Origin of the sequence: Leisingera sp. JC1, from assembly GCF_001679925.1 — a bacterium.
Taxonomy (GTDB): domain Bacteria; phylum Pseudomonadota; class Alphaproteobacteria; order Rhodobacterales; family Rhodobacteraceae; genus Leisingera.
The window spans coordinates 39,218-61,483 of record NZ_LYUZ01000086.1 but is presented as its reverse complement, the minus strand read 5'-3'; the positions used below and the strand labels follow the sequence as shown (position 1 = coordinate 61,483).

The 22,266-nt window shown below is 65.6% G+C and carries 24 protein-coding genes; 4 read left to right on the top strand and 20 right to left on the bottom strand.

Features of this window, described 5'->3' with window-relative positions:
* From A9D60_RS11290 to ruvC, 16 genes are all read right to left on the bottom strand, one after another.
* Positions 1-246: formate--tetrahydrofolate ligase (locus tag A9D60_RS11290; protein WP_141117892.1), on the bottom strand; the 246-nt coding region annotated here is incomplete at its 3' end.
* A 188-nt stretch (positions 247-434) separates the two neighbouring features.
* Positions 435-1,010, bottom strand: coding sequence for an MOSC domain-containing protein (locus A9D60_RS11285; protein WP_065267691.1), 576 nt, complete (start codon positions 1,008-1,010; stop codon positions 435-437).
* 162 nt (positions 1,011-1,172) lie between these two features.
* Positions 1,173-3,086 (bottom strand): ATP-dependent zinc metalloprotease FtsH, encoded by a 1,914-nt coding sequence (ftsH, locus tag A9D60_RS11280; protein WP_065267690.1) that lies wholly within the window; start codon positions 3,084-3,086, stop codon positions 1,173-1,175.
* A 78-nt stretch (positions 3,087-3,164) separates the two neighbouring features.
* The gene (gene tilS / locus A9D60_RS11275; protein WP_083194163.1) at positions 3,165-4,418 is read right to left on the bottom strand and encodes a tRNA lysidine(34) synthetase TilS; all 1,254 of its coding nucleotides are present in this window, start codon (positions 4,416-4,418) and stop codon (positions 3,165-3,167) included.
* Entirely contained in the window at positions 4,415-5,257 is an 843-nt protein-coding gene (gene ybgF / locus A9D60_RS11270; protein ID WP_065267689.1) for a tol-pal system protein YbgF, read from the bottom strand. Before ybgF ends, tilS begins: the two co-directional genes overlap by 4 nt.
* A 4-nt stretch (positions 5,258-5,261) precedes the next feature.
* A complete protein-coding gene (gene pal, locus A9D60_RS11265; RefSeq protein ID WP_065267688.1) occupies positions 5,262-5,768 on the bottom strand; it encodes a peptidoglycan-associated lipoprotein Pal in 507 nt (168 codons plus the stop codon).
* A 92-nt stretch (positions 5,769-5,860) separates the two neighbouring features.
* Entirely contained in the window at positions 5,861-7,186 is a 1,326-nt protein-coding gene (gene tolB / locus A9D60_RS11260) for a Tol-Pal system beta propeller repeat protein TolB (protein ID WP_065267687.1), read from the bottom strand.
* Positions 7,183-8,310, bottom strand: coding sequence for an energy transducer TonB (locus tag A9D60_RS11255; protein WP_065267686.1), 1,128 nt, complete (start codon positions 8,308-8,310; stop codon positions 7,183-7,185). The genes tolB and A9D60_RS11255 overlap by 4 nt, the downstream gene beginning before the upstream one ends.
* Positions 8,311-8,324: 14 nt before the next feature.
* On the bottom strand, positions 8,325-8,816 hold the full coding sequence (gene tolR, locus A9D60_RS11250) for a protein TolR (RefSeq protein ID WP_065267685.1): 492 nt from the start codon (positions 8,814-8,816) through the stop codon (positions 8,325-8,327).
* Positions 8,817-8,820: 4 nt separating this feature from the next.
* Complete coding sequence (tolQ, locus tag A9D60_RS11245; RefSeq protein ID WP_065267684.1) at positions 8,821-9,516, bottom strand: protein TolQ; 696 nt, start codon at positions 9,514-9,516, stop codon at positions 8,821-8,823.
* Between the two features lie 107 nt (positions 9,517-9,623).
* Entirely contained in the window at positions 9,624-10,007 is a 384-nt protein-coding gene (gene ybgC / locus A9D60_RS11240; RefSeq protein ID WP_065267683.1) for a tol-pal system-associated acyl-CoA thioesterase, read from the bottom strand.
* 60 nt (positions 10,008-10,067) lie between these two features.
* Positions 10,068-10,610: an RNA 2',3'-cyclic phosphodiesterase gene (thpR, locus tag A9D60_RS11235; protein WP_065267682.1), complete on the bottom strand. Its 543-nt coding sequence runs from the start codon at positions 10,608-10,610 to the stop codon at positions 10,068-10,070.
* A complete protein-coding gene (locus tag A9D60_RS11230; RefSeq protein WP_065267681.1) occupies positions 10,610-11,275 on the bottom strand; it encodes a hypothetical protein in 666 nt (221 codons plus the stop codon). The genes thpR and A9D60_RS11230 overlap by 1 nt, the downstream gene beginning before the upstream one ends.
* 183 nt (positions 11,276-11,458) lie before the next feature.
* Positions 11,459-12,478, bottom strand: a complete 1,020-nt coding sequence (gene ruvB / locus A9D60_RS11225; protein WP_019298099.1) for a Holliday junction branch migration DNA helicase RuvB — start codon at positions 12,476-12,478, stop codon at positions 11,459-11,461.
* 176 nt (positions 12,479-12,654) lie between these two features.
* Positions 12,655-13,344: a Holliday junction branch migration protein RuvA gene (gene ruvA, locus A9D60_RS11220; RefSeq protein ID WP_065267680.1), complete on the bottom strand. Its 690-nt coding sequence runs from the start codon at positions 13,342-13,344 to the stop codon at positions 12,655-12,657.
* On the bottom strand, positions 13,341-13,838 hold the full coding sequence (ruvC, locus tag A9D60_RS11215; RefSeq protein WP_065267679.1) for a crossover junction endodeoxyribonuclease RuvC: 498 nt from the start codon (positions 13,836-13,838) through the stop codon (positions 13,341-13,343). The genes ruvA and ruvC overlap by 4 nt, the downstream gene beginning before the upstream one ends.
* 338 nt (positions 13,839-14,176) lie before the next feature.
* Here ruvC and A9D60_RS11210 point away from each other — a divergent pair, with 338 nt between their 5' ends.
* Positions 14,177-14,395 carry a DUF1127 domain-containing protein gene (locus A9D60_RS11210; RefSeq protein ID WP_065267678.1) on the top strand — a complete coding sequence of 73 codons (219 nt, stop codon included), beginning with the start codon at positions 14,177-14,179 and terminating at the stop codon, positions 14,393-14,395.
* Positions 14,396-14,569: 174 nt separating this feature from the next.
* On the opposite strand, the gene A9D60_RS11205 is transcribed toward A9D60_RS11210, so the two are convergent.
* The 4 genes from A9D60_RS11205 to A9D60_RS11190 form a co-directional block, all read right to left on the bottom strand.
* Positions 14,570-14,914 (bottom strand): hypothetical protein, encoded by a 345-nt coding sequence (locus tag A9D60_RS11205; RefSeq protein WP_065267677.1) that lies wholly within the window; start codon positions 14,912-14,914, stop codon positions 14,570-14,572.
* A 103-nt stretch (positions 14,915-15,017) separates the two neighbouring features.
* Positions 15,018-15,890, bottom strand: coding sequence for a 50S ribosomal protein L11 methyltransferase (locus A9D60_RS11200; protein WP_065267676.1), 873 nt, complete (start codon positions 15,888-15,890; stop codon positions 15,018-15,020).
* Between the two features lie 136 nt (positions 15,891-16,026).
* The gene (locus A9D60_RS11195) at positions 16,027-17,262 is read right to left on the bottom strand and encodes an MFS transporter (protein WP_065267675.1); all 1,236 of its coding nucleotides are present in this window, start codon (positions 17,260-17,262) and stop codon (positions 16,027-16,029) included.
* Between the two features lie 206 nt (positions 17,263-17,468).
* Positions 17,469-19,664, bottom strand: a complete 2,196-nt coding sequence (locus A9D60_RS11190; protein ID WP_065267674.1) for a primosomal protein N' — start codon at positions 19,662-19,664, stop codon at positions 17,469-17,471.
* 81 nt (positions 19,665-19,745) lie between these two features.
* Between A9D60_RS11190 and fsa the strand changes: the two genes are divergently transcribed.
* From fsa to A9D60_RS11175, 3 genes are all read left to right on the top strand, one after another.
* A complete protein-coding gene (gene fsa, locus A9D60_RS11185) occupies positions 19,746-20,399 on the top strand; it encodes a fructose-6-phosphate aldolase (protein ID WP_039193374.1) in 654 nt (217 codons plus the stop codon).
* A gap of 195 nt (positions 20,400-20,594) precedes the next feature.
* On the top strand, positions 20,595-21,302 hold the full coding sequence (locus A9D60_RS11180; RefSeq protein WP_065267673.1) for a DUF484 family protein: 708 nt from the start codon (positions 20,595-20,597) through the stop codon (positions 21,300-21,302).
* A complete protein-coding gene (locus A9D60_RS11175; protein ID WP_065267672.1) occupies positions 21,299-22,219 on the top strand; it encodes a tyrosine recombinase XerC in 921 nt (306 codons plus the stop codon). Before A9D60_RS11180 ends, A9D60_RS11175 begins: the two co-directional genes overlap by 4 nt.
* Positions 22,220-22,266 lie beyond the last annotated feature (47 nt).

Here is a 22,266-nt window from a genome sequence, read left to right as displayed (position 1 = left end):
GTCGCCCAGACCCACGGTGGTGGTGGTCTTGCCTTCGCCCGCAGGCGTCGGGTTGATCGCGGTCACCAGGATCAGCTTGCCGTCTTCCTTCGACTGCACAGAGTCGATGAACCCCTGGCTCACCTTCGCCTTGTCATGGCCGTAGGGCAGCAGGTCATCGCTGGAAATCCCGATCTTCGCGCCAATCTCCTGGATCGGCTTCTTCTGCGCCTCACGCGCAATCTCGATGTCACTCTTGTAGCTCATGGCAAGGTTCCTGCTGAGTTTGCATACAATCGCCGGCACGGGAATGCCGGTTTGGCGGTAGACTTAGCCAAAATGCGGCACAATACGCGCGTGATTTCCGACATTATCACGCCTTGATGCGGCGTGGGGTCTTTCGCAGGCCCTGCCAAGGTTCCTTAAAGGAAACGGAATTCCCCGAAAAAGGGCGCCTAGGGCGCCCAGGCGCGCTGATCCGGAACAAAGAGCGCCAGTTCTCCGCCCAGCTGCAGGCACCCGGGGCGTTCGACCCAGGCGGTGATTCCCCGCCGGTTCTGCGCCGCCGGCTTGAAGCGCGCGCCGAAGCCTGCGTGGTCCTTTTCGATCTCGCGGCCCGGCAGCACGCAGGGGCGGTTCTCCATGTCCACCGTCAGCGTCACCCCGTCCGCCCCCTGCAGGCGCGAGGACGGCGGCACAAAGGTGAAGTCCGGGATGCCGCGCAGCACGATGGTGGCACCCAGATGCGCCGGGTTGACGCTGTCCATCCCCATGTCCGCCGCGATCAGCGCCAGCTCCTCTTCCGACAGGATGGTCAGCTGGCGCACGTTCCGGATTTCAGTGCCTTCCTTGTAGAGATTGCGCACCCGCACGCAGGAAGGGCGGTTTTCGCCCTCGTGGCGCCCGCCGTCAATTCCGGCAAAGCCAAGGTCCAAACGGTCCGCCGGCACCGCCTGCAACCCGCTTTCCGCAGGCACATGGCCCAGCCACACGATCTCGCCCGTGAATTCCGTTTTCCGCAGCACCGGCATGCCTGCTCTCCCTCGCATGACCCTTTGACATTGCCGCGAGCATACAGGCGGTGCGGTATGGCGCCAGCCCGGCTGCCATGCTTTTTTGTGTTTTCGCAGTTCAGTACCGGAAATGAAAAACCCCCGGAGGCCAGCGGCATCCGGGGGTTTAAACCTTTGGGATCAGGCGGAGGGCTCAGGCTCCATGCCGCCTTCGGGCGGGGTCTTCTTGGGCTTGGCCTTGGGGATCGCGGTGACCGAGGCGTTGCCCTGATCCTCGCTGTCGTCCTCGTCATCGCCCGACTGCGGCGGCTCGCCGTTCATCACCCGTTTGATCTCGTCGCCGGTCAGGGTTTCGTATTCCAGAAGGCCCTGCGCCAGACGCTCCCATTCCTCGTTCTTGTCCTTGAGGATCTCCAGCGCCTGCTCATAGCCTTGCTGGATGAAGCGTTTCACCTCTTCCTCGATCAGCTCCTTGGTGTGGGCCGAGACGGAGAAACCCGCGGTGTTGCCGGAGTAGCCTTCGTGGGCTTCGGCATAGTCGATGTTGCCGACCTTATCCGACATGCCCCAGCGCAGCACCATGGCGCGGGCCAGCTGGCTGGCCTGCTGGATGTCGCCGGCCGGGCCGTTGGAGACGTGGTCCTCGCCGTATTTGATGACTTCGGCTGCCTTGCCCGCCATGGTCATCGCCAGTTTCTGCTGGCACTCATCGCGGTGGTAGTTCAGGCGGTCCATTTCCGGCAGGCTGACCACCATGCCCAGGGCACCGCCGCGCGGGATGATCGTCGCCTTGTAGACCGGATCGCACAGCGGCAGCGCCAGGCCGACAACGGCGTGGCCGGCCTCGTGGTAGGCGGTCTTTTCCTTCTGGTCCTGGGTCAGCACCATCGAGCGGCGCTCTGCCCCCATCATCACCTTGTCCTTGGCGGATTCGAAATCCTCCATGGTGACAAAGCGGCGGCCGACACGGGCTGCCATCAGCGCAGCCTCGTTCACGAGGTTGGCCAGGTCGGCACCGGAGAAGCCGGGGGTGCCGCGGGCGATGATGCGCAGGTCAACGTCCGGACCCAGCGGGGTCTTGCGGGCGTGCACCGCCAGGATCTTCTCGCGGCCTTTGATGTCGGGGTTGCCGACGGTCACGTTGCGGTCAAAGCGGCCCGGACGCAGCAGAGCCGGGTCCAGCACGTCCTTGCGGTTGGTGGCGGCCAGGATGATGACGCCTTCGTTGGCCTCAAAACCGTCCATTTCCACCAGCAGCTGGTTCAGGGTCTGCTCACGCTCGTCATTGCCGCCGCCATAGCCGGCGCCGCGGTGGCGGCCCACCGCGTCAATCTCGTCAATGAAGACGATGCAGGGCGCGTTCTTCTTGGCCTGCTCGAACATGTCGCGCACGCGGGAAGCGCCGACGCCGACGAACATTTCGACGAAGTCGGAGCCGGAGATGGTGAAGAACGGCACGCCGGCCTCGCCTGCAATGGCGCGGGCCAGCAGGGTTTTACCGGTGCCCGGAGGGCCAACCAGCAGCGCGCCCTTGGGAATCTTGCCGCCGAGGCGCGAGAATTTCTGCGGGTTGCGCAGGAATTCGACGATCTCTTCCAGCTCTTCCTTGGCCTCGTCGATACCCGCGACATCGTCAAAGGTGACGCGGCCATGCTTTTCGGTCAGCATCTTGGCCTTGGATTTGCCGAATCCCATGGCGCCGCCTTTGCCGCCGCCCTGCATCCGGTTCATGAAGTAGATCCAGACACCGATCAGCAGCAGGAACGGCAGAAGCGTGATCAGGAAGGACTGGAAGCCGGACTGCTGCTGCTTTTCAGCGCGCACCGGGATGTTCTTTTCGATCAGCAGCGAGGTGACTTCGGCATCGCCCGGCTTGATGGTGACGTAGTTCTGCCCGTCGGTCGTGGTGTAGCGGACCTGTTCCCCGTCCAGAGTGACGGTGCTGACCTTGCCGGTCTCCACCGAACTCACGAAGTCCGAGAAAGTGCGTTCACGGCTCTGCATCGTGCTGCCGGAACCGCTGAACAGATTGAACAGCGCCAGAATCAGCAGAAACAGAACAACCCAAAAGGCGATATTGCGAGCGTTGCCCAAGGAAAGTTCTCCCTATCAATTAGGCGCACCTGTCAGGCCGCCTGCGTTGTGCTTAAAATAAGGATCATTCGGGCAGGTTCAATGCGATAAAAGGGATGCGAAGAACTCTTCTTCGTTTGCCACCGGTTCCGCCGTCCATCCATTGCCCAGTCCGGCCACCGGCGCAGCCGCCAGTTCGGCACCGCGCCACACCGCCGGCGAGGACTCCAGCACGGTGCCCGGCACGCCGGTTGCCCGCCAGGAGGGGCAATTTAACAGACCGCCACGCCCCAAGTGCCGCACTTCGCAACCCTTTGCGTCACCTCCGAAAACCTTCCACCTGCTGTCCCAGACCTGGCCGGGCAGCGATGTGACGCCTGCGACCGCCTTGGCCTCGCGGCAGATCCAGATCTGTTTGGAGGTTGTCAGCAAATGGCAGCCGGCCACCGTCGCCGCACCGCCGCCGCGCGCGGCCAGAACGGCGATTTCCATCGGCACCCGGCGCGGCGGATAGGGGGTTCCCGCCACCCATTGGATGGCCTTGACCAGCAGCCGGTAGCCGGTCTCGCTGGGCAGAGTTCGGAATTTCCGCTGGCACAGAACCACCGCGCCGGCCTGCACGTGGGCCATGTCGCGGGCCGCCAGGAACACGTACCAGTCCAGCGCCTCGCGCGCCTTGTTCATGTTTTGGGCAACCCGGGACAGCACCGTCGGCGTCAGGCCCAGCGGTGCCAGTTCCGCCAAAGCGCGGCGTGCCCGCACCCGTTCATAGCGCAAATCGCTGTTGCTGGGGTCCTCGCACCATTCGATGCCGCGCTCCTGCAGGAACTGGCGCAATTCGCTGCGGGTGACTTCCAGCAGCGGCCGCACCAGGGTAACGCCCTTGTGCACCCGGCGCGGCGGCATGCCGGAAAGCCCCGACACTCCTGAGATCCGGGCCATGCGCATCAGCAGTGTTTCGGCTTGATCGTCCGCTGTATGCGCCACGCAGAGGGTGGAGATTCCGTTGCGCCTCGCCCAGGCACACAGCAGATCATAGCGCGCTTCGCGGGCCTGTTTTTGCAGGTTGCCCTGTCCCGGGCCTTCCTCCCACCGGATCACCTCATGCGCGATTCCCAGTTCGGCAGCGGCGTCGCCCACCCAGTCGGCCTCAGTTGCCGATTCCGGCCGCAATCCATGGTCCACGGTTGCTGCCTGGAACTCGACCGGCTCGCCTTCAAAGGCCTCCTTCATCAAGTGCATCAGCGCCATCGAATCGCTGCCGCCGGACACGGCAATACCGAGCTTGCCGGTCAGTCTGGACTGGAACTGGCCGCGCAGCAGCCCCAGGATATCGCGCCGCAGCCCCGTCAAGAACAGCCCAGCTTGGCCATTTCTGCCGCGGCCTCAGCCTGTTGCGCGGCCCCCGGAAAGCGCACCCCGACCTCGGACAGCGTCACGCAGGCCTGATCGGTCTGGCCCAGCCGGCCAAGAGCCGCGCCAAGCTCGAACAGGGCCTTGGGTGCCACCGGCCCGGCCGAGTTGCCGGTGAAGGCCGCCAGATAGGCGCGCGCCGCTTCGCGGGTGTCGCCCAGCCCGTCCAGCGCCTTGCCGCGGCTGAATTCGGCTGCGGGCGCCAGCGGGCTGCCAGGGTAAGACTGGTTGAAGGCCGCGAATTTCTCTGCCGCGTCCTGATACGCGCCGTCCGCCAGCAGCTTTTCGGCGGCATCAAAGTCCGCCTGCTCGCCAATGGCCAGTTCACCGCCGCCGGTATCACCGCCAGAGGTTTCTGCGCCAGCAGCGGGCAGTGCCGCACCGCCGCTGGCAGGCAGCTCGCCGCCGCCCAGCGTCGTGGTTTCCTTCAGCGCGCCGAGGTCGCCGCCCTCCAGCTCAACCAGGCGGAATTCCAGGTCGCCGATCCGGTTGGTGCCATCGGTGACGATGCGGTCGATCCGGTGATTCATCTGCTCGGTCTGCAGGGTCAGCCGCTGCAGTTCGCTCTCGATTGCAGCGACCCGGTCCAGAACCGTATCACCGGAAACATCCGCCGACGGCGCCCCGGTTGTCGACATCTCCCGCTTCAGGCGCTGGATTTCCACATGCAGGACGGTCAGCTCCTGACGGATGTCCGCCAGCGTCTGGCTGTCCTGCGCCGCCAGCGGCACCGGCAGCAGCATCACGGAGGCAAGAAGTACGGTGCGCAGGCGCTTCATGGCCTTACCCCGTCAGACCGCCGGCCAGCACGGTGACCGCGCGGCGGTTCTTGGAATAGCAGGCCTCATTCGAGCAGATTTCCAGCGGGCGCTCCTTGCCGTAGCTGACAACCTTGAGGCGGTGGCCTGCAACCCCTTGCGAAATCAGGTATTCCCGCGCGGCGTTGGCACGGCGGGCGCCCAGGGCAAGGTTGTATTCGCGTGTGCCCTGCTCATCGGCGTGGCCCTCGATGGTGACAACATAGTCGGCATTCTGGGTCAGCCAGCGCGCCTGCCCCTGCAGGATGCCCTGTGCTTCGGGCGTCAGCGTCGACTGGTCCACCAGGAACAGCACCCGGTCGCCAACGGTCTGCTGGAAATAGGCCGGGCTTGCCGGATCCAGGGCCCCTGCCCCCACGCCGGCCCCTGCACCGGCGCCGCCGCCGTTGGCCGTGTCATCCCACCGGTTGTTGCTGCAGGCCGCCAAGCCCAGAACGGCTACAGCCGCAATTGCCAATTTCAAACCGCTCATGTTGTCTGCCTATCCCTTTTGCGTTTCTTGACCGGAAATTAACACATGCCCGGTTCAGGTTCCATGCGGGTATCCCCGCCAATTCACTTCACTTAATTCTGCAACGGCGACCAGGCCGGATCCGAAGCCCCGTCCGGTGTTTTGACAGGTTTCAGGTTCCGCCCGGTGATGTCCACCGAATAGAGCAGCGCGCGTCCGGCGCTGCCCTGGCTTTCGCGGGTGAACATGATCACCCGGCCATTGGGCGCCCAGGTCGGCCCCTCGTCCAGGAACGACGCCGTCAGCAGCCGCTCCTCGCCGCCGTCTGTACGCATCACACCGATGTGAAAGCGGCCCTTGTTCTGCTTGGTAAAGGCGATCATGTCGCCGCGCGGCGACCATACGGGCGTGCCGTAGCGGCCCTCGCCAAAACTGATCCGCCGTGCCTCGCCGCCGCCCGCCGGCATCACATAGAGCTGCTGGCTGCCGGAACGGTCGCTTTCGAACACGATCTGGCTGCCATCGGGCGAGAACGACGGCGCCGTCTCGATCGAGGGGGCCGAGGTCAGCCGGGATTTGGCGCCGGTGCTGATATCCATCGAGAACAGGTCGGTATTGCCGCCCTGGGTCTGCGAATAGACGATGGTGCGCCCGTCGGGGGCAAACCGCGGCGCAAAGCTCATGGTGCCGTCGCCGCTGGACAGTACCTTGCGCTGCACCTGGCCGACGTCCAGCACATGGATCTGCGGGAAGCCGCTTTCATAGCTGGTATAAAGCACCCGGTCGCCGGTAGGCGAGAACCGTGGGGCCAGCACGATGGAGGCGCTGTTGGTCAGGTACTGCACGTTGGCGCCGTCGTAATCCATCACCGCCAGCCGCTTGCGGCGGTCGTTCTTGGGGCCGCTTTCGGAGACATAGACCACCCGGCTGTCGAAATAGCCGCTTTCGCCGGTGATCCGGCTGTAGACCGCATCCGCCACCTTATGCGCCATCCTGCGCCAGCCGTCGGTGGTGCCGTTGAACTGCAGCCCGGTGCCCAGCTCTTTCTCGGCAAAGACGTCATGGCCGCGGAAGCGCACCGTCAGCTGGTTGCCGTTGACGCTGACCGCGCCGGTGATCAGCGCCTGCGCGTTCACCGCCTTCCAATCGGCGTATTTCACCGGGCTGTCGAACCCCGTGACCTTGGAGATATGGGCGCTGGCCGGCACCTCCCGGAACAGGCCGGTGCCGCTCAGGTCGGCGGCGATCACCCGGGCGATCTGGGTGGCATATTCCGATGCCGCCGGGGTCTCCGGCACGAAATCCGGGACCGCATAGGGCAAGGGCTCGATCACGCCCTGGTCGATCTCGATGCGAAGCGGGCCATCCTGAGCCATGGCCGCGCCCGCGCCTGCCGCTGCTGCGGCACCGATCAGAAGAGCTGCCAGTATTTTCCTCATTTGATCCGCATCCTTTCAGGATTGAATGTCATCTCAATATCGCGCCATTGCGAATATTTTTCAGGGGGAAGCTGAAAGCCTGCCGACCCGCAGCGGATAATCGCCCGCCGGGCCGCCTCATAGGCCTGCTTTGCCGCTGCCGAAGACCCGCCGGTGCTGGACAGCATCCGGATTGACCCGGTGTCCGGCTTGCCATCCTGCGACAGCGACACGCCGACCACCACAGTTGTCTTCAACGCATCGGTGGAGAGCGAGCCGACGTTCCAGCAGCGCGACACCTCAACCCGCAGCGCGTCCTTCTCACCCAGCGTCAGCGGCGGGCCGGAGGGTTCCGGCGCCTCCACATCGGCGCCGCCTGCCAGTGCCTCTGCCAGCGCATCGGCAACCGCATCGGCAGTATCCGTCTGCTCTGTTTCTGCCGGCTGCGCCGCTTCTGTCACCTGCGGTTCCGGGTCCGGCTGGGGCCGGGCCGGCCGGGTCTTGGGCCGTTTTGACACCGCGGGCGCAGCGGAGGCTGCCACATCCTCGCCCTCGTTCTCCTCAGTCACAATCCGGTCGCTCGCGGCCTCACGCGCGGTGGCTTCCTGCACGTCCTGCTCGGTCTCGGCACCCTCCTCGGGCGCGACCTCAGGCTGGACGATATCGTCAATCTTCGTATCCGGCTCCGGCGGCGCGACCGGTTCCGGCGCCACCCGGTCCACCGGGCGCGGCGCGGTTTCAGGCCGGACCTGCGGCACCAGCGAGGAAACTTCCGGCGCTTCCGCGGCAGAGGGCAGCTCAACCGGCACTTCGGGTTCCGGCGGCTGTTCCGGCAGTTCCGTCACCTGCGGGTCGGGCTCTACCGGGGCCACCGGCTCGGGCTGGGTGATCTCCGGCTCCGGGTCCGGCTGCGGCGCAGGCTCCGGTGCGGGCTGAACAGCGGCAGGCTCATTCAGCGGCGCAGGCTCCGGCGACACCTGCGGCGCCTGGCGCTGCTGGCTGAGCTTCTCGAACTGCTCCGAGGAAATCAGCGCCACTTGCTGCACGTTGGATGGCAAGGGTTCGGACGGGAACCAGGCGCCGAAGACAACCCAGGTCATCAACAGCCCATGGCCTGCCAGCGAGATTTTGGTTCCGGTCTGCACCCTGTGCGCCCCGCCTACTGCCCTGTGCTTCCGGCCCGCTGCCCGTCCAGCGCCGGACCGCCAGTGTCCGTCACCAGCCCCACGTTGGAAAAACCGCCCGCATTCAGCGCGCCCATCACCTGCATCACGTCCGAATAGGCGATCCGCCCGTCGGCGCGCAGGAAAACCCGGTCAGACGACCGCTCAGCCGCAATCGCCCGCAGTTTGGCCACCAGTTCCTCGCGCGCGACCGGGGTGGTCTGGATCTCCACCCCGCCCTCGGCAGTCATTGTGACAGTGAGCGGCTCTTCCTCGTCGCCGGGCAAGGCGCCTGCAGCGGTCTTGGGCAGTTCCACCGGCACACCGACGGTCATCAGCGGGGCGGCCACCATGAAGATGATCAGAAGCACCAGCATGACGTCCACAAAGGGCGTCACGTTGATCTCGGACATCGGGCGGCCGCGCCCGCGGCGGCGGCCCCGGCGGCGGTTGCCGCCTCCCGAAGGCTGCTGGACTGCGGCGCCCATGGCCTCAGGAATCCAGCTGGCGGCTGAGGATGGTGGCGAACTCGTCGGCAAAGGCCTCATAGCCGCCGATGATGCGGTCGCTGTCCGCGCTCAGCTTGTTGTAGAAAACCACCGCCGGGATCGCGGCCAAGAGACCAAGGCCGGTTGCCATCAGCGCCTCGGCAATGCCCGGCGCCACAACGGCGAGGTTGGTGTTCTGCTGCTCGGCAATCTCGATGAAGGCAGTCATGATGCCCCAGACGGTGCCGAACAGGCCCACAAACGGCGCGGTGGAGCCGACGGTTGCCAGCACCGACAGCCCGCCCTGCAAGCCTTCGGTCTCCTTGGCGATGGCCACGTCCATCGAGCGGTCGATGCGCGCCTGCGCACCGGGGATCAGCCCGCCATCGCTGCGGTGGCTGCGGCGCCATTCCGTCATCCCTGCGGAAAAGATGCGCGCGGCCTGGCCCGGCGGCTCTGCGCCGACCTTGTCGAACAGCTCATCCAGCGGATTGCCGGACCAGAATGCCCGGTCAAAAGCGTCCGCTTCCCTGCGGGCAAGACGGTAGTTGATGGTTTTCTGGATGATGATGCCCCAGGACCAGATCGAGGCCCCCACCAGCATCAGCATCACCAGTTTCACGGTTACGGTGGCCCGCGCGAAAAGGCCCCACATGGAGAAATCAATCTCCTGCGCCAGCGCCAGAGTTTCTGCTTCCATTCGCCTGCTCTACGGTTTTTCCCGGCCGTTTATCCGGCCTTATTTGGCAAGACGCTAGCGCAGTTCAATGGCAAAGGCCAATAAAACAGGCGCGCGGACGCCAAATGTTACCGTAATGCGCGAATCTCTGCCGGAAGCCGGGCCGGTTTGCCGCCCGTGGTGATGCAGACGATGGTGACCTGGGCCCGGAACAGCACCTGCCCGTCCCGCGTGACCTCCTGATTCAGGACCATCCGGGCGGGTGTGACGTTGTGCACGGAGGTGGTGACCAGCAGCTCCTCGTCAAATTTGGCAGGCGCCAGGTAGTCCGCCTCGATCCGGCGCACCACATAGATCAGCCCGGCCTCGCGCATGGCGTTCTGATCCACCCCGATGCCGCGCACCCAGTCGCTGCGGGCGCGCTCGATGAAGCGCAGGTAATTGGCGTGATAGACGATCCCGCCCATGTCGGTGTCCTCGTAGTAGACCCGGACGGGAAATTGGTGGTTCATTGCCTGCTCCTCGCGTTTGCCCGCGCACCCTATGGGCGGCGCCAAACCGCTGCAAGCGGCTCATCCCGCCAGAGAGTACTCCGCCAGCACGTCATAGCGCGCCCCTTCCGGCGCCAGCGTTGACTGGAACAAGGTGAAACTGGCAGCTTCGCATTCCAGCCCGAACTCCGCTGTTGCGGACAGGAAACGGGCGATCTTTTCCACCTGCCCGGCCTCCAGGTGCCGGGGAAAACGCGCCAGCGTCACATGCGGGCGGAAGCGTTCGCGCGGCAGATCGATCCCGGCGGTGCGGCAGGCACTGCGCACCCGGTCACGCAGATGCGCCAGCTCCGGCGTTTTTTGCACTTCCGCCGCCAGCACCCGCGGCAGCTTGCCGCCAAAGGTGTCCAGCCCGCGGAAGGTGAGCTGCAAGGGCGGCGCACTGATCTCTGCCAGCAGCTGATGCAGGGTCTGCAGTCCGGCCTCCGGCTGGTCATCGAGGAAGGCCAGCGTCAGGTGCATGTTCTCTGCCGGGACGTGGCGGCCCACGGTCAGCCCCTCCTGCACCCGTTCCAGCGCATCCAGGGCTGCGTCCGGCAGCGGCAGTCCGGCAAAGGCGCGCATCAGCTCTGCGGCGGTTCCGCCGGGGCTTGCAGGCGGGCGAACAGCCGCACGGCGTGGGATTTATCCTCTGCCGCCACCGGCATCATCCGGTCATAGGCCGCAGCAATCACCCCCGCGATTTCGGGCCGCAGGATGGTGGCGCCGGTTTCCGGCAGCACCGCCAGCGGCGACGCCTCGGCAAAGGCCGCATCACCCCACATCAGCGCCACCTGCACCGCTTGGGTCAGCGCCAGCGTCTCGGCCGGCATCTGCGCCATCGTGCCCTGCATCCGCAGGAACACAAACGCCGCCTTAATGCCGCCCTGATCGTCAAACCGGAAGGCGCGGTACTGGCTGGCATCACCCGCCTTCAGCCGCCCGACCAGCGGCTGCAGCCCCGGGATCAGCCGGTCGAGATCCGGCACCTCCAGCAGCTCATCCCAGTCACGGAAGAAGAAAAACATCAGGTTCGAGCCCAGCTCCGGGTCGGTCTCGGCCATCTGGTGGCCCGCCAGCGTCATCACCGCCTCCAGCGCGCCCTTGACGGTTTTCAGGGTCTCGTCCTGCACCCCGAACACGATCGGCGCCACCGGCCGCCCCCAGCGGGCAAAGGCGTAGGCGCCGTCGTGGCGGGTGAACAGGGCTTCGATCTGTTCCGGCGTCAGGTCTGGCAGCTGGGCGGTCATTTTCGTCTCCTTGGTGCTGTCCCGTCTATGCCGTCTGTGCCGCGCGGCGGCAAGGGGGCCGGCTCCCGCGTCTGTCCGGCCTCCTGGCTGCACCAGGCCGCCGGAACCAGCCTTGGGCCAAGCGCCGCTGGCGCGGCGCGGCCCAGGCATGGCACAGCCACGCCGCGCGGCAGCGCACCGGTGTTACCCGAAAAGGTCGTTCTGGCTGCGCGGCGGCGGCATTCCCAGGTGGGTCCAGGCCTTTTGCGCCAGCATCCGCCCGCGCGGGGTGCGCTGGATCAGTCCCTGCTGCAAGAGATAGGGCTCGATCACCTCCTCCAGCGCGTCGCGGCTCTCGCTGAGGGCCGCGGAGATCGTCTCAATCCCCACCGGGCCGCCGCCGTAGTTTTCCGCAATTAGCTTCAGATAACGCCTGTCGGCGCCGTCCAGCCCCAGCTGGTCCACCCCCAGCCGCGTCAGGGCACCGTCGGCCAGCTCCCGGGTGATGGTGCCATCGCCCTCGACAACCGCGAAGTCCACCACGCGGCGCAGGAGCCGCCCGGCGATCCTAGGGGTGCCGCGGGCGCGCCGCGCGATTTCGCGGGCGCCGGCGTCATCGGCCGGGGCACCAAGTTTGCGGGCATTGCGGCTGACGATCTCAAACAGCTCATCAATAGTGTAGAATTGCAGCCGGGTCGGAATGCCGAAGCGGTCGCGCAGCGGCGTGGTCAAGAGGCCCATGCGAGTGGTGGCGCCGACCAGGGTGAAGGGCTGCAGCTCAATCCGCACGGTACGGGCCGCCGGGCCTTCGCCGATCACCAGGTCCAGCTCGAAGTCCTCCATCGCAGGATAAAGCACTTCCTCCACCGCCGGGTTCAGCCGGTGGATTTCGTCGATGAACAAGACGTCGCGGGCTTCGAGGTTAGTGAGGATTGCCGCCAGGTCGCCTGCCTTGGCCAGCACCGGGCCGGAGGTCATGCGGAAGTTCACCCCCAGCTCGCGCGCCACGATCTGCGCCAGGGTGGTCTTGCCGAGGCCCGGGGGCCCGTGGAACAGCGTGTGATCCATCGCCTCGCCGCGGCGGCGGGCGCTTTCGATGAAAACGCGCAGGTTAGCGCGGGCCTCGGCCTGGCCGATGAACTCACCCAGCCCCTGCGGGCGCAGGGCGCGGTCGTTGTCTTCCGGCAGCGGTTCGGGGCGCAGGGCGGGGTCGGCGTCAATCATATCAGTGTTTCCGCAACTAGAGGGAACGCGGAAAGGGCAGCGCCCGTCCCGGCGGGGCAGGAAGCGAAGCGCCCGCCCGTTTTGCCGAAGGCAAACCTTCGGTTTGACGGGGGGCGGGACGGGCGCTGCCCGGCCTCCCGGCCGGGTCGGGCATCCGATATCCGCAACAACTTACATCACCCCTTTGGCGCCAGCAGCCGCAGCGCGGCGCGGATCAGTTCCGGCTCATCCGCGTCCGGATAGGTCGCCGCCGCTTCGGCAACCGCTGCTGCCGCATCCGAGGGGCCATAGCCCAGATTGCCCAAGGCCGACAGCGCCCCGGCGGAGGCAGCGGCCGCGCCCGAGGGCTTCTTCGGCGGTGACTTGCGGGCTGGTTTGGCGGCAGGCGCAGGATCGGCATCCTCCACCACCTCCAGACCCGGGCCATCCATCGCATCCACGACTGTGCCACCCATTGCCATCACGCCCGGCGCCTTGTCCTTGAGGTCCAGCACGATGCGCTGCGCGGTCTTGGGACCGACACCCTTGGCGGCCTTGACCGTGGCCCAGTCCCCCAGTGCAATCGCGCGGCTCACCCCGTCCGGCCCCAGCGCGCCAAGAATGGCCAGCGACACCTTGGCGCCCACCCCCTGCACCGAGGTCAGCAGGCGGTGCCATTCCTTCTCCACCAGCGAGGTGAAGCCGTAGAGCTGCATCAGATCCTCGCGCACCACCATGTCAGTATAAAGCGCGATGGCTTCGCCCACACCCGGCAAAGCCGCCATGGTGCGGTCGGAGCAGTAGACGATATAGCCGACGCCGCGCACGTCGATCAGCACATGGTCCTGCGCCCGGTAGTCGAGCCGTCCCGTCAGTTTGCCGATCATGCGCGTTTCTCCTTCAGCTGGCGCTGCTGCGTGCCGCCGTAATAGGCGTGGCAGATGGCAATCGCCAGCGCATCTGCCGCATCGGCGTTCTTCGGCAGACAGCCTGGCAGCTGCAGCTTGACCATATGCATCACCTGTTCCTTCTCGGCGTGGCCGACGCCCACCACAGTTTTCTTCACGCGGTTGGGGGCGTATTCGCCCACAACCAGCCCGGCCTTGGCCAGCGTCAAGAGCGCCACGCCGCGGGCCTGGCCCAGCTTCAGCGTGCCGGCGCCGTCCTTGTTTACGAAGGTCTGTTCAATTGCCGCCTGGTCCGGAGCAAAGGCTTCGATGATCTCAGTGACCTGATTGTGCAGCGACAGGAGGCGTTCGCCCAGATCATCGCCGTCGGAGGTGCAAACACCGTTGGCGACATGGCTGAGGCGGGAGCCGCGCGATTCGATCACACCCCATCCAAGGTTCCGCAACCCCGGATCAATTCCCAAAATCCGCATGATGTGCCTGCCCCTGCCCGCATGCCGGCCCGTTTGCCGGAAATTATTTTGACCCACGGTTAGCACAAAACGCGAACATGTCCAATTGCTTTCATAGCCGATTGTTTCCGGGAAGCGTGCTTCTGCGGCCTGGAAACGACCTTTCGCACCAGCGGGAACGACATTTCCGCCCCTGTTCAGCACCGCACCGTAAACCCCTTATTTACAAGGCGAACAGCTATGCGCACAGCGCATATGACACATGCAATTTCAGGCCTTGCCGGGCAAATATTTCGCCACTAGATGCCCGCCATCGCAATAACGCGACGGATGCTAACAGCTAATCAGAGGACACGGATATGGCCGCATTTGATACCACCCGCACCACCTATGGTTCCACCGGCCTGTTTGGCCGTCTCGGCGCTCTGGTTGCCGCCGCAACCGGCGCATTCGCCGCCTGGAACGACGCCCGCGTGACCCGCAACGCGCTGAATGGCCTGTCCGACCGCGAGCTGGCCGACATCGGCATGTGCCGCGGCGACATCGATGGCGTGGCCACCGGCAAGACCGTCTTCTAAGACACCCCTGATTTCGCCCTCCTCCTCCCTTGGGGGCGCACAGGGAAACGCCGCGGACCTGAACAGGCCGCGGCGTTTTTTGTTGCCTGAAGCCCCAGCGGGCCGGAGAGAACACGAAAAAGGCCGCTGCTCTGCCAGCGGCCTTTGGTATTCGTCTTCAGAGCGGGGTAGCGCTTAGCGCAGAACCGGCCCGATCTTCTGAGCGATGTATAGGGAAGCGGGTTCTGCCTGCATAAGGAAGGCGCCGGCACGTTCGACCGCGCTGCCCCCTGCCAGCTTCACAACCCGGTCATCATAGCTGGCCGAACCAAGCGCTGCGATCAGGAACCCCTTGAACAGCAGAAAGGCGGCGGTGAAGAACACCACCGTGCGGGCCGAGATCCGGGACTGCACACGGCGCGGCTGAATCACCAAAAGCCCGTCCGGCCGCATCTTTGCGGAAAACCCCTCAGACAAGGCCGCATGCTTGCGGTTGATTTGCTTCAACCGCGACTGAAACTGATCACGATGTTCGACCATCACTAGTCTCCGAACTGGCCCCCACCAGCGGATGGCCCATGATTGGCTAAAAATGCGGCAAAAATGGGGCAAGCCTCTCAAATTTGCCGCAAACTTAGTTCAATCAATCCGTTTTACGGAGAAGTAACGTTGTCCATTCACCAATTTCGTCCCGGCGCGCCAGATTGGCGCCGTTCTGTGCATAAACGCTGACCACGTCATCAGCCTGCTCATTCAGGATTCCGGAGAGAATCGCATAACCGCCGGGGCGCAGATTCGCTGTCAGGTCAGGCGCCAGGGCCACCAGCGGCCCCTTCAGGATGTTGGCGAAGATCAGGTCGTAGGGGGCCTGTTCCTGCAGTTGAGGGTTGTCGAAACCGGCTGCCTCCAGGCAGGCGACCTGGCTTTCCATGCCATTGGCCTTGAGGTTGGCCTCAGCCACCTCGACCGCCACCTCATCAATGTCGCTGGCCAGGATGGTGCCGTCCCAGACCCGGGCGGCGGCCATCGCCAGCACCGCGGTGCCGCAGCCGATGTCGGCCACTTTTTCGCCGCTGAAGCCCTCGTCCAGCAAATGGTCCAGCGCCTTGAGGCAACCCAGCGTGGTGCCGTGGTGGCCGGTGCCGAACGCCATTGCCGCCTCGATCAGCAGCGGGATCTTGTCCGCCGGCAGCTTGTCCGCGTCATGGGAGCCGTAGACAAAGAAGCGGCCCGCCTCGACCGGCGCCAGCTCGCGGCGCACATGGGCAACCCAGTCGGTTTCCGGCACCTCGGAGACCACAAAGGGCTTGGCCTCATGCATCGCGGCCAGCAGGGCGAGGCCTGCCTCATCCGGCGCTTCGGTGAAATAACCGCCGACCTCCCACAGGCCGGAACCGTCTTCCATCTCAAAGACGCCGATGCCGGTGGGCTCCGGGATGAGCCGCTCCATGGCTTCACCCAGCGCTTCGGCCCGGGCTTTTGCGGAAAGGGTGGTGAGGGCGGTGTATGTGGGCATGGCGTCGCTCCTGAAACTGTTGCCAAGCGCCTAGGCCGCCGCGGCCTTCTCGTCAAGCGCCCGCCTGGCTGCAAGCCAGGCAGCGCCCGCGCTCAGCTCATGCGCGGGCGCTCCGCCCCCTGGCGGGGCGGAAGGGTCATTCCGCCGGCGCAGGCCGCGCGTATTTGCTGAAGATGGTCTCGTTCCCCGGTTCCGGATGGCGCGGGATCAGCAGCGACAGGGACAGCGACACCAGCGCCATGGCGGCTGCCAGGGCAAAGACCAGGCCCGGTTCATAGACCCAGAGGAGGCCCAGCAGCACCGGCAGGAACACCGCCGCGATATGGTTGATGGTAAAGGCTACGGCGGCAGTCGGGGCGATGTCACCCGGGTCGGCGATCTTCTGGAAATAGGTCTTGAGCGCCAGCGCCAGGGCAAACAGCACATGGTCGACCACATAAAGCACGGCCGCAATCACCACGCCCCAGCCAAACCAGTAGATGCCGCCATAGGCCGCAAAGACGATGGCCAGGCCTGCGTATTCGAAAATCAGCGTGCGGCGTTCGCCAAAGGCGGCGACGGCCTTGCCCAGCATCGGCGCCACGGTCATGTTGATCACCAGGTTTATGAGGTAGAGGCCGGTGAGTTCATGCACCTCGAAGCCGAATTTCTCGACCATCATGAAACCTGCGAAGACCACGAAGATCTGCCGCCGGGCGCCCGCCATGAACTGCAGCGCGTAATAGAGCCAATAGCGTTTGCGTAGGATCAGCTTCTTGGTCTGCGGATGCGGTGCGTCGAACTGCGGATAAGCCAAGAGCGCAAACAGTGCGATTGCAGCGGTCAGCCCGCCTGCGGCCAGGAACACAGTGTTATAGCTGAGACCCAGGCTTTCCCAGGTCAACACGATCAGCCCGTAGACCACCAGCGTTGCTGCCGACCCGGCTGCGACCAGCCAGCCCAGCGTCTGCGGCGCGCGGTCCTTGGGCAGCCATTGCAGCTGCAGCGACTGGTTCACCGTCTCGTAGTAGTGAAAGCCGATAGAGCTGAGCAGCGTCACCATCAGGAGGCCGCCGAGCGACGGGAACCAGGCGGTGACCGCGGTGGCCACCCCCAGCATCACCAAAGAGATCAGCCCCAGCACCTGCTCGCGCACGAACAGGATCACCGCGATCACACCAACGGCCAGGAAGCCGGGGATCTCGCGCACCGTGTGCAACAGGCCGATGTCGGCACCGTCGAAATTGGCCGCCTCGATCACGAAGTTGTTGAGCAGCGCGCTCCAGGTGTTGAAGGCAATCGGCATCGCCAGCGCCATCAGGAACAGAAGCGTCACGGGACGGCGCCAGAACGGGAGGCCCTGAGCCTCGGAAAGGGGCATCGGTTTGAACATGAGCAAGGGTTTACGCCTGTTCCGCCGGTCTGGCGAGAGGGAAAACCCGCCTGCACATTAAGCTCCGCATCAGCGCGCAGAGGTGTCCCACGCGAGGCCCTGCCTCGCGCTCCGGGATACTTGCGGCAAGAGGAAGCCCGCTTCTTTCTGGTCAGAAGTACCCCCAGTGGAGGCCGCAGGCCGGGGGCAAAGCCCCCTGCCCGGTCTCAGAAAAAGCTCTGCGGGTCAATGTCGATGCTGAGGCGCAAGTCGCCCTTGAGGCGCAGCGGCGCGGTCCAGCGGGCCAGCGCCTCTTGCAACGGTACGCCTTTCGGAGCCTTGACCAGCAGGCGAACCCGGTGGCGGCCGCGGACGCGGGCAATGGGCGCAGGTGCCGGGCCGAAAAGCTGGGCACCGATCTGGCGCAGCGGGCCGTCGTTGCGGGCCATGGCGTTGCCAAGGTCAAAAACCGCTGCCAGATCCGGCCCCGACAGGATGATCCCGGCCATCCGGCCATAGGGCGGCACGCCTGCCGCCTGGCGCTCGGCTGCTTCGGCTTTCCAGAAGCTTTCCTCATCCCCCGACAGGATCGCCCGGATCACCGGGTGTTCGGGCTGGAAGGTCTGCATCAGCGCCTCGCCCGGCCGTTCGGCGCGCCCTGCCCGGCCCGCCACCTGGCGCATCAGCTGAAAGGTCCGCTCCGCCGCGCGCAGGTCGGAGCCCTGCAGGCCAAGGTCGGCGTCGATCACCCCCACCAGCGTCAAGAGCGGGAAGTTGTGGCCCTTGGCGACCAGCTGGGTGCCGAGGATGATGTCGGCCTCGCCCACGGCGATTTCCTCGATCCGCTGCTTCAGCGCATGGGCGGAACCGAACAGGTCGGAGCTGAGAACCGCGATGCGGGCCTCCGGGAACAGGGCGGTGGCTTCCTCCGCCAGCCGTTCGATGCCGGGGCCGACCGGGGCCATCTTGCCCTCCACCTCGCAGGAAGGGCAGGCTTCAGGCACCGGTTTGGTCTCGCCGCACTGGTGGCACATCAGCCGCTTCATGAAGCGGTGCTCCACCATCCGCGCGTCGCAGTGGTCGCAGGCCACCTGGGCGCCGCAGGCACGGCAGATTGTGACCGGGGCAAAGCCGCGCCGGTTCAGGAACAACAGCGATTGCTCACCGCGCTCCATCCTGAGTTTCATCGCCTGTTTCAGGGTCGGCGAAATCCAGGTGGAGGGCATCAGGTCCTCGGATCGCATATCCACCGCACGCATGTCGGGCAGCACCGAGGCGCCGAAGCGGGAGGTGAGGTTCAGGCGGTTGTACTTGCCGGCTTCGGCATTGGCCCAGGTCTCCAGCGACGGCGTGGCCGAGGCCAGCACGACCTGCGCCGAGCACATGGCGGCACGAAGCACTGCCATGTCGCGGGCGTTGTACAGGACTCCGTCCTCCTGCTTGTAGGAGGTGTCGTGCTCCTCATCGACGATGATCAGGCCGAGGTCGCGGAACGGCAGGAACAGCGCCGAGCGGGCGCCGATCACCAGCTGGGCCGCGCCCTGCCCGACCATTTTCCAGACCCGGCGGCGTTCGGTCATGGTGGCGCCGGAGTGCCATTCCGCCGGTTTGGCACCAAAGCGCGCCTCGACGCGGGTCAGAAACTCGGCGGTCAGCGCGATTTCCGGCAGCAGCACCAGCGCCTGCCGCCCGGCGCGCAGGGCGGCGGCGACGGCCTCCAGATAGACCTCGGTCTTGCCGGAGCCGGTGACGCCCTTGAGGAGCGTGGTGCCGTAACGCCCGCTATGGACGCCCTCGGCCAGCGCGGCAGCGGCCTTGGCCTGATCCTCGGTCAGTTGCTTGGAGGGCAGTTCCGGATCCAAATGCGGATAAGGCGTGTCGCGGGGGGCTTCCTCCTCACGCAGGGCGCCCTGCTTGACCAGCCCCTTCACCACTGACGGCGTCACATCGGCCATTTCCGCCAGTTCCTTGGGGGTGAAGGCGAGGCCGCCGTACTCCTCCAGCACCTCCAGCACACGGGTGCGGGCGTCGGTCATCCGGTCCGGCACGCCCTCGCCCCGGCGCAGGATCTTGCGCATCGAGGGCGGATCGGAAAGCCCCGGCGCGCGGGTGGCCAGCCGCAGCATCGCGGGCATGGGTGTCAGGGTGTAGTCGGCAGCTTTGCCCAGAAACTGGCGCATCTCGGTCCGCATCGGCGCCACATCCAGCACCCGGATGACAGAGCGCAGCTTGGCCGAATCGAAGTCACCCGCACCCGGCCCCCAGACCACGCCCAGCACCTTGCGCGGGCCCAGCGGCACCTCGACATAGGCGCCGAGGTAGCAGCCGCCCTCCGGCGCGCGGTAATCCAGCAGCCGGTCAAGGGGTTGCGTGGTCAGAACCCCAACCCGTTCGCTTGCCTGAAAGAACTCCTGCCCGCTCATACTGCTGCCTATGTTGCCGCCCGTATTTCCATGAGGTAAAGGCTGTGGCGACCGAGGCCAACCCATCCAAAGGACTGCCCCATGAAATTCTTCGTAGATACTGCCGAGATCGGCGCCATTGCCGAGCTGAACGATCTGGGCATGGTGGACGGTGTCACCACCAACCCGTCGCTGATCAAGAAATCCGGCCGCGACATCATCGAGGTCACCAAGGAGATCTGCGATCTGGTTGACGGACCGGTGTCGGCGGAAGTGACCGCCACGGATGCGGAAACCATGATCGCCGAAGGCCGGAAGCTGGTGGAGATCGCCGAGAACATCGCGGTCAAGGTTCCGCTGACCTGGGACGGCCTGAAAGCGTGCAAAACCCTGACCGACGACGGCCACATGGTGAACGTGACCCTGTGTTTCTCCGCCAACCAGGCGCTGCTGGCGGCTAAGGCGGGCGCGACCTTCATTTCCCCGTTCATCGGGCGTCTGGACGACATCAACCTGGACGGCATGGAGCTGATCGAGGACATCCGCACCATCTATGACAACTACGGCTTCGAGACCCAGATCCTGGCCGCCTCGATCCGGTCTGTGAATCATGTGCTGGATTCGGCCCGCATCGGCGCCGACGTGATCACCGCGCCGCCCGCCGTGATCAAGGCGATGGTGAACCACCCGCTGACCGACAAGGGTCTGGACGCCTTCCTGGCCGACATCAAGGCGGCTGAGATCAAGATCCTCTGATCGTTTCGCGATACAAACGTTTACGAAAGGCGCCCCGGTCCGGGCGCCTTTTTTGTTTCTTCTGGTGCGGTCGGGCTCTGATGCACGCCCCCGGCAGCAATTTCCGCACACCCCGCATTTTTCCGCAGCATCAGGGAAATCCCGTGTTATACACGTCACCAAACCCGTCAGAGGTCCGGAGCCGTAAGAGTTCACATGAGCAGTTCAAGCAATACAGTCAGCCTGGAAGACCAGTTGCGCGAGGCGATTCTCGCCAAACCCGATGCGGTGCTGGAGGATCAGCACCTGATGAACGCCCTGGTTGCCGCCAATGAGCGGGCGATGGGGTCCAACGTCGTTGACCTGCGCGGCATCGCGATGGAACGGATGGCGGCGCGGCTGGACCGGCTGGAAGACACGCACCGCTCGGTGATTGCCGCGGCTTATGACAACCTGGCCGGCACCAACCTGATCCACCGCGCTGTGCTGCGGCTGCTGGAGCCGCGGGACTTCACCGCTTTCCTTGCCTGCCTGGAACAGGACATGCCGGAGATCCTGCGCGTCAATGCGCTGGCGCTGGTGCTGGAAACCACCCAGCCCGGCGGCGCCGAGGTGGAGCGCAAGTCCGGCGCGCTGAAGCTGGCAGGCCCCGGTTTCACCGAAAGCTATGCCGGCCAGCCCGGCAGCGAACGCCCCGTCACCCTGCGCCAGACCCAGGGCGGCAGCCCTCGGGTCTACGGGATGAAGGCCGAATGGATCCGTTCCGAGGCCTGCCTGATGCTGGACCTGGGTGAAGGCCGCCTGCCGGGGATGCTGGTGATGGGATCGGAAGACCCGCATCAGTTCTCGCCGATGCAAGGCACCGACCTCCTCACCTTCTTCGGCGGCGTCTTTGAACGCACGATGCGCTGCTGGCTGTCATGACGCTGATGTCCCCCGCCTGCCGTGATGCGCTGCAGCTATGGCTGGAGCGGCTGGGCGGGCTGGAGGACGCCTCGGCCAACACGCTGACCGCCTACCGCGGCGATGTGACTGCGTTTCTGGCTTTCATGACCCAGCACAGCGGCGGGCCGCAGGGGCTGGGGGCGCTGGCGCGGATCACCACCTCGGACATGCGGGCCTGGATGGCCTCGGAGCGCAACTCCGGCACCGGTGCGCGGTCGCTGGCACGCAAGCTGTCAGCGGTCAAGAATTTCTACCGCTGGCTGGCGGAGCGCGAAGGGTTTGAGCCGGCCGCGGTGCTGCTGGCGCGCTCTCCCAAGTTTCAGAAGAAACTGCCCCGCCCGTTGGCACCTGAAGCGGCCAAGGCCGTTCTCGAAACCGTTGAGCTGCAGTCGCAGCAGGATTGGGTCGCTGCCCGCGACGTGGCCGTGGTAACGCTGCTTTATGGCTGCGGTTTGCGGATTTCCGAGGCCCTGGGGCTGACAGGGGCGGATGCGCCGCTGCCGCCGGTCCTGCGCATCCTGGGCAAAGGCCGGAAGGAACGCGTGGTGCCGGTGCTGCCCGCCGCCCGCGATGCGGTGGAGCGTTACCTGTCGCTGTGCCCGCATCCGCAGGAGGCAGATGCCCCCCTGTTCCGCGGCGTGCGCGGCGGCGCGCTGAACCCGCGCCAGATCCAGGGCGTGATGGCCAGGACGCGTGCCCAGCTGGGCCTGCCGGCCACCGCCACCCCGCATGCGCTGCGCCACAGCTTTGCCACCCATCTGCTGGAGGCAGGCGGCGACCTGCGCGCGATCCAGGAGCTCTTGGGCCATGCCTCGCTGTCGACCACCCAGGCCTATACGGCAGTGGACACCACCCATCTGCTGGAGGTCTACAACAAGGCCCATCCGAAAGCGTGACTTGACCGGGGCCCCTGGCCTGGCCTTTGCTGTCAGCAGGAGGGCCT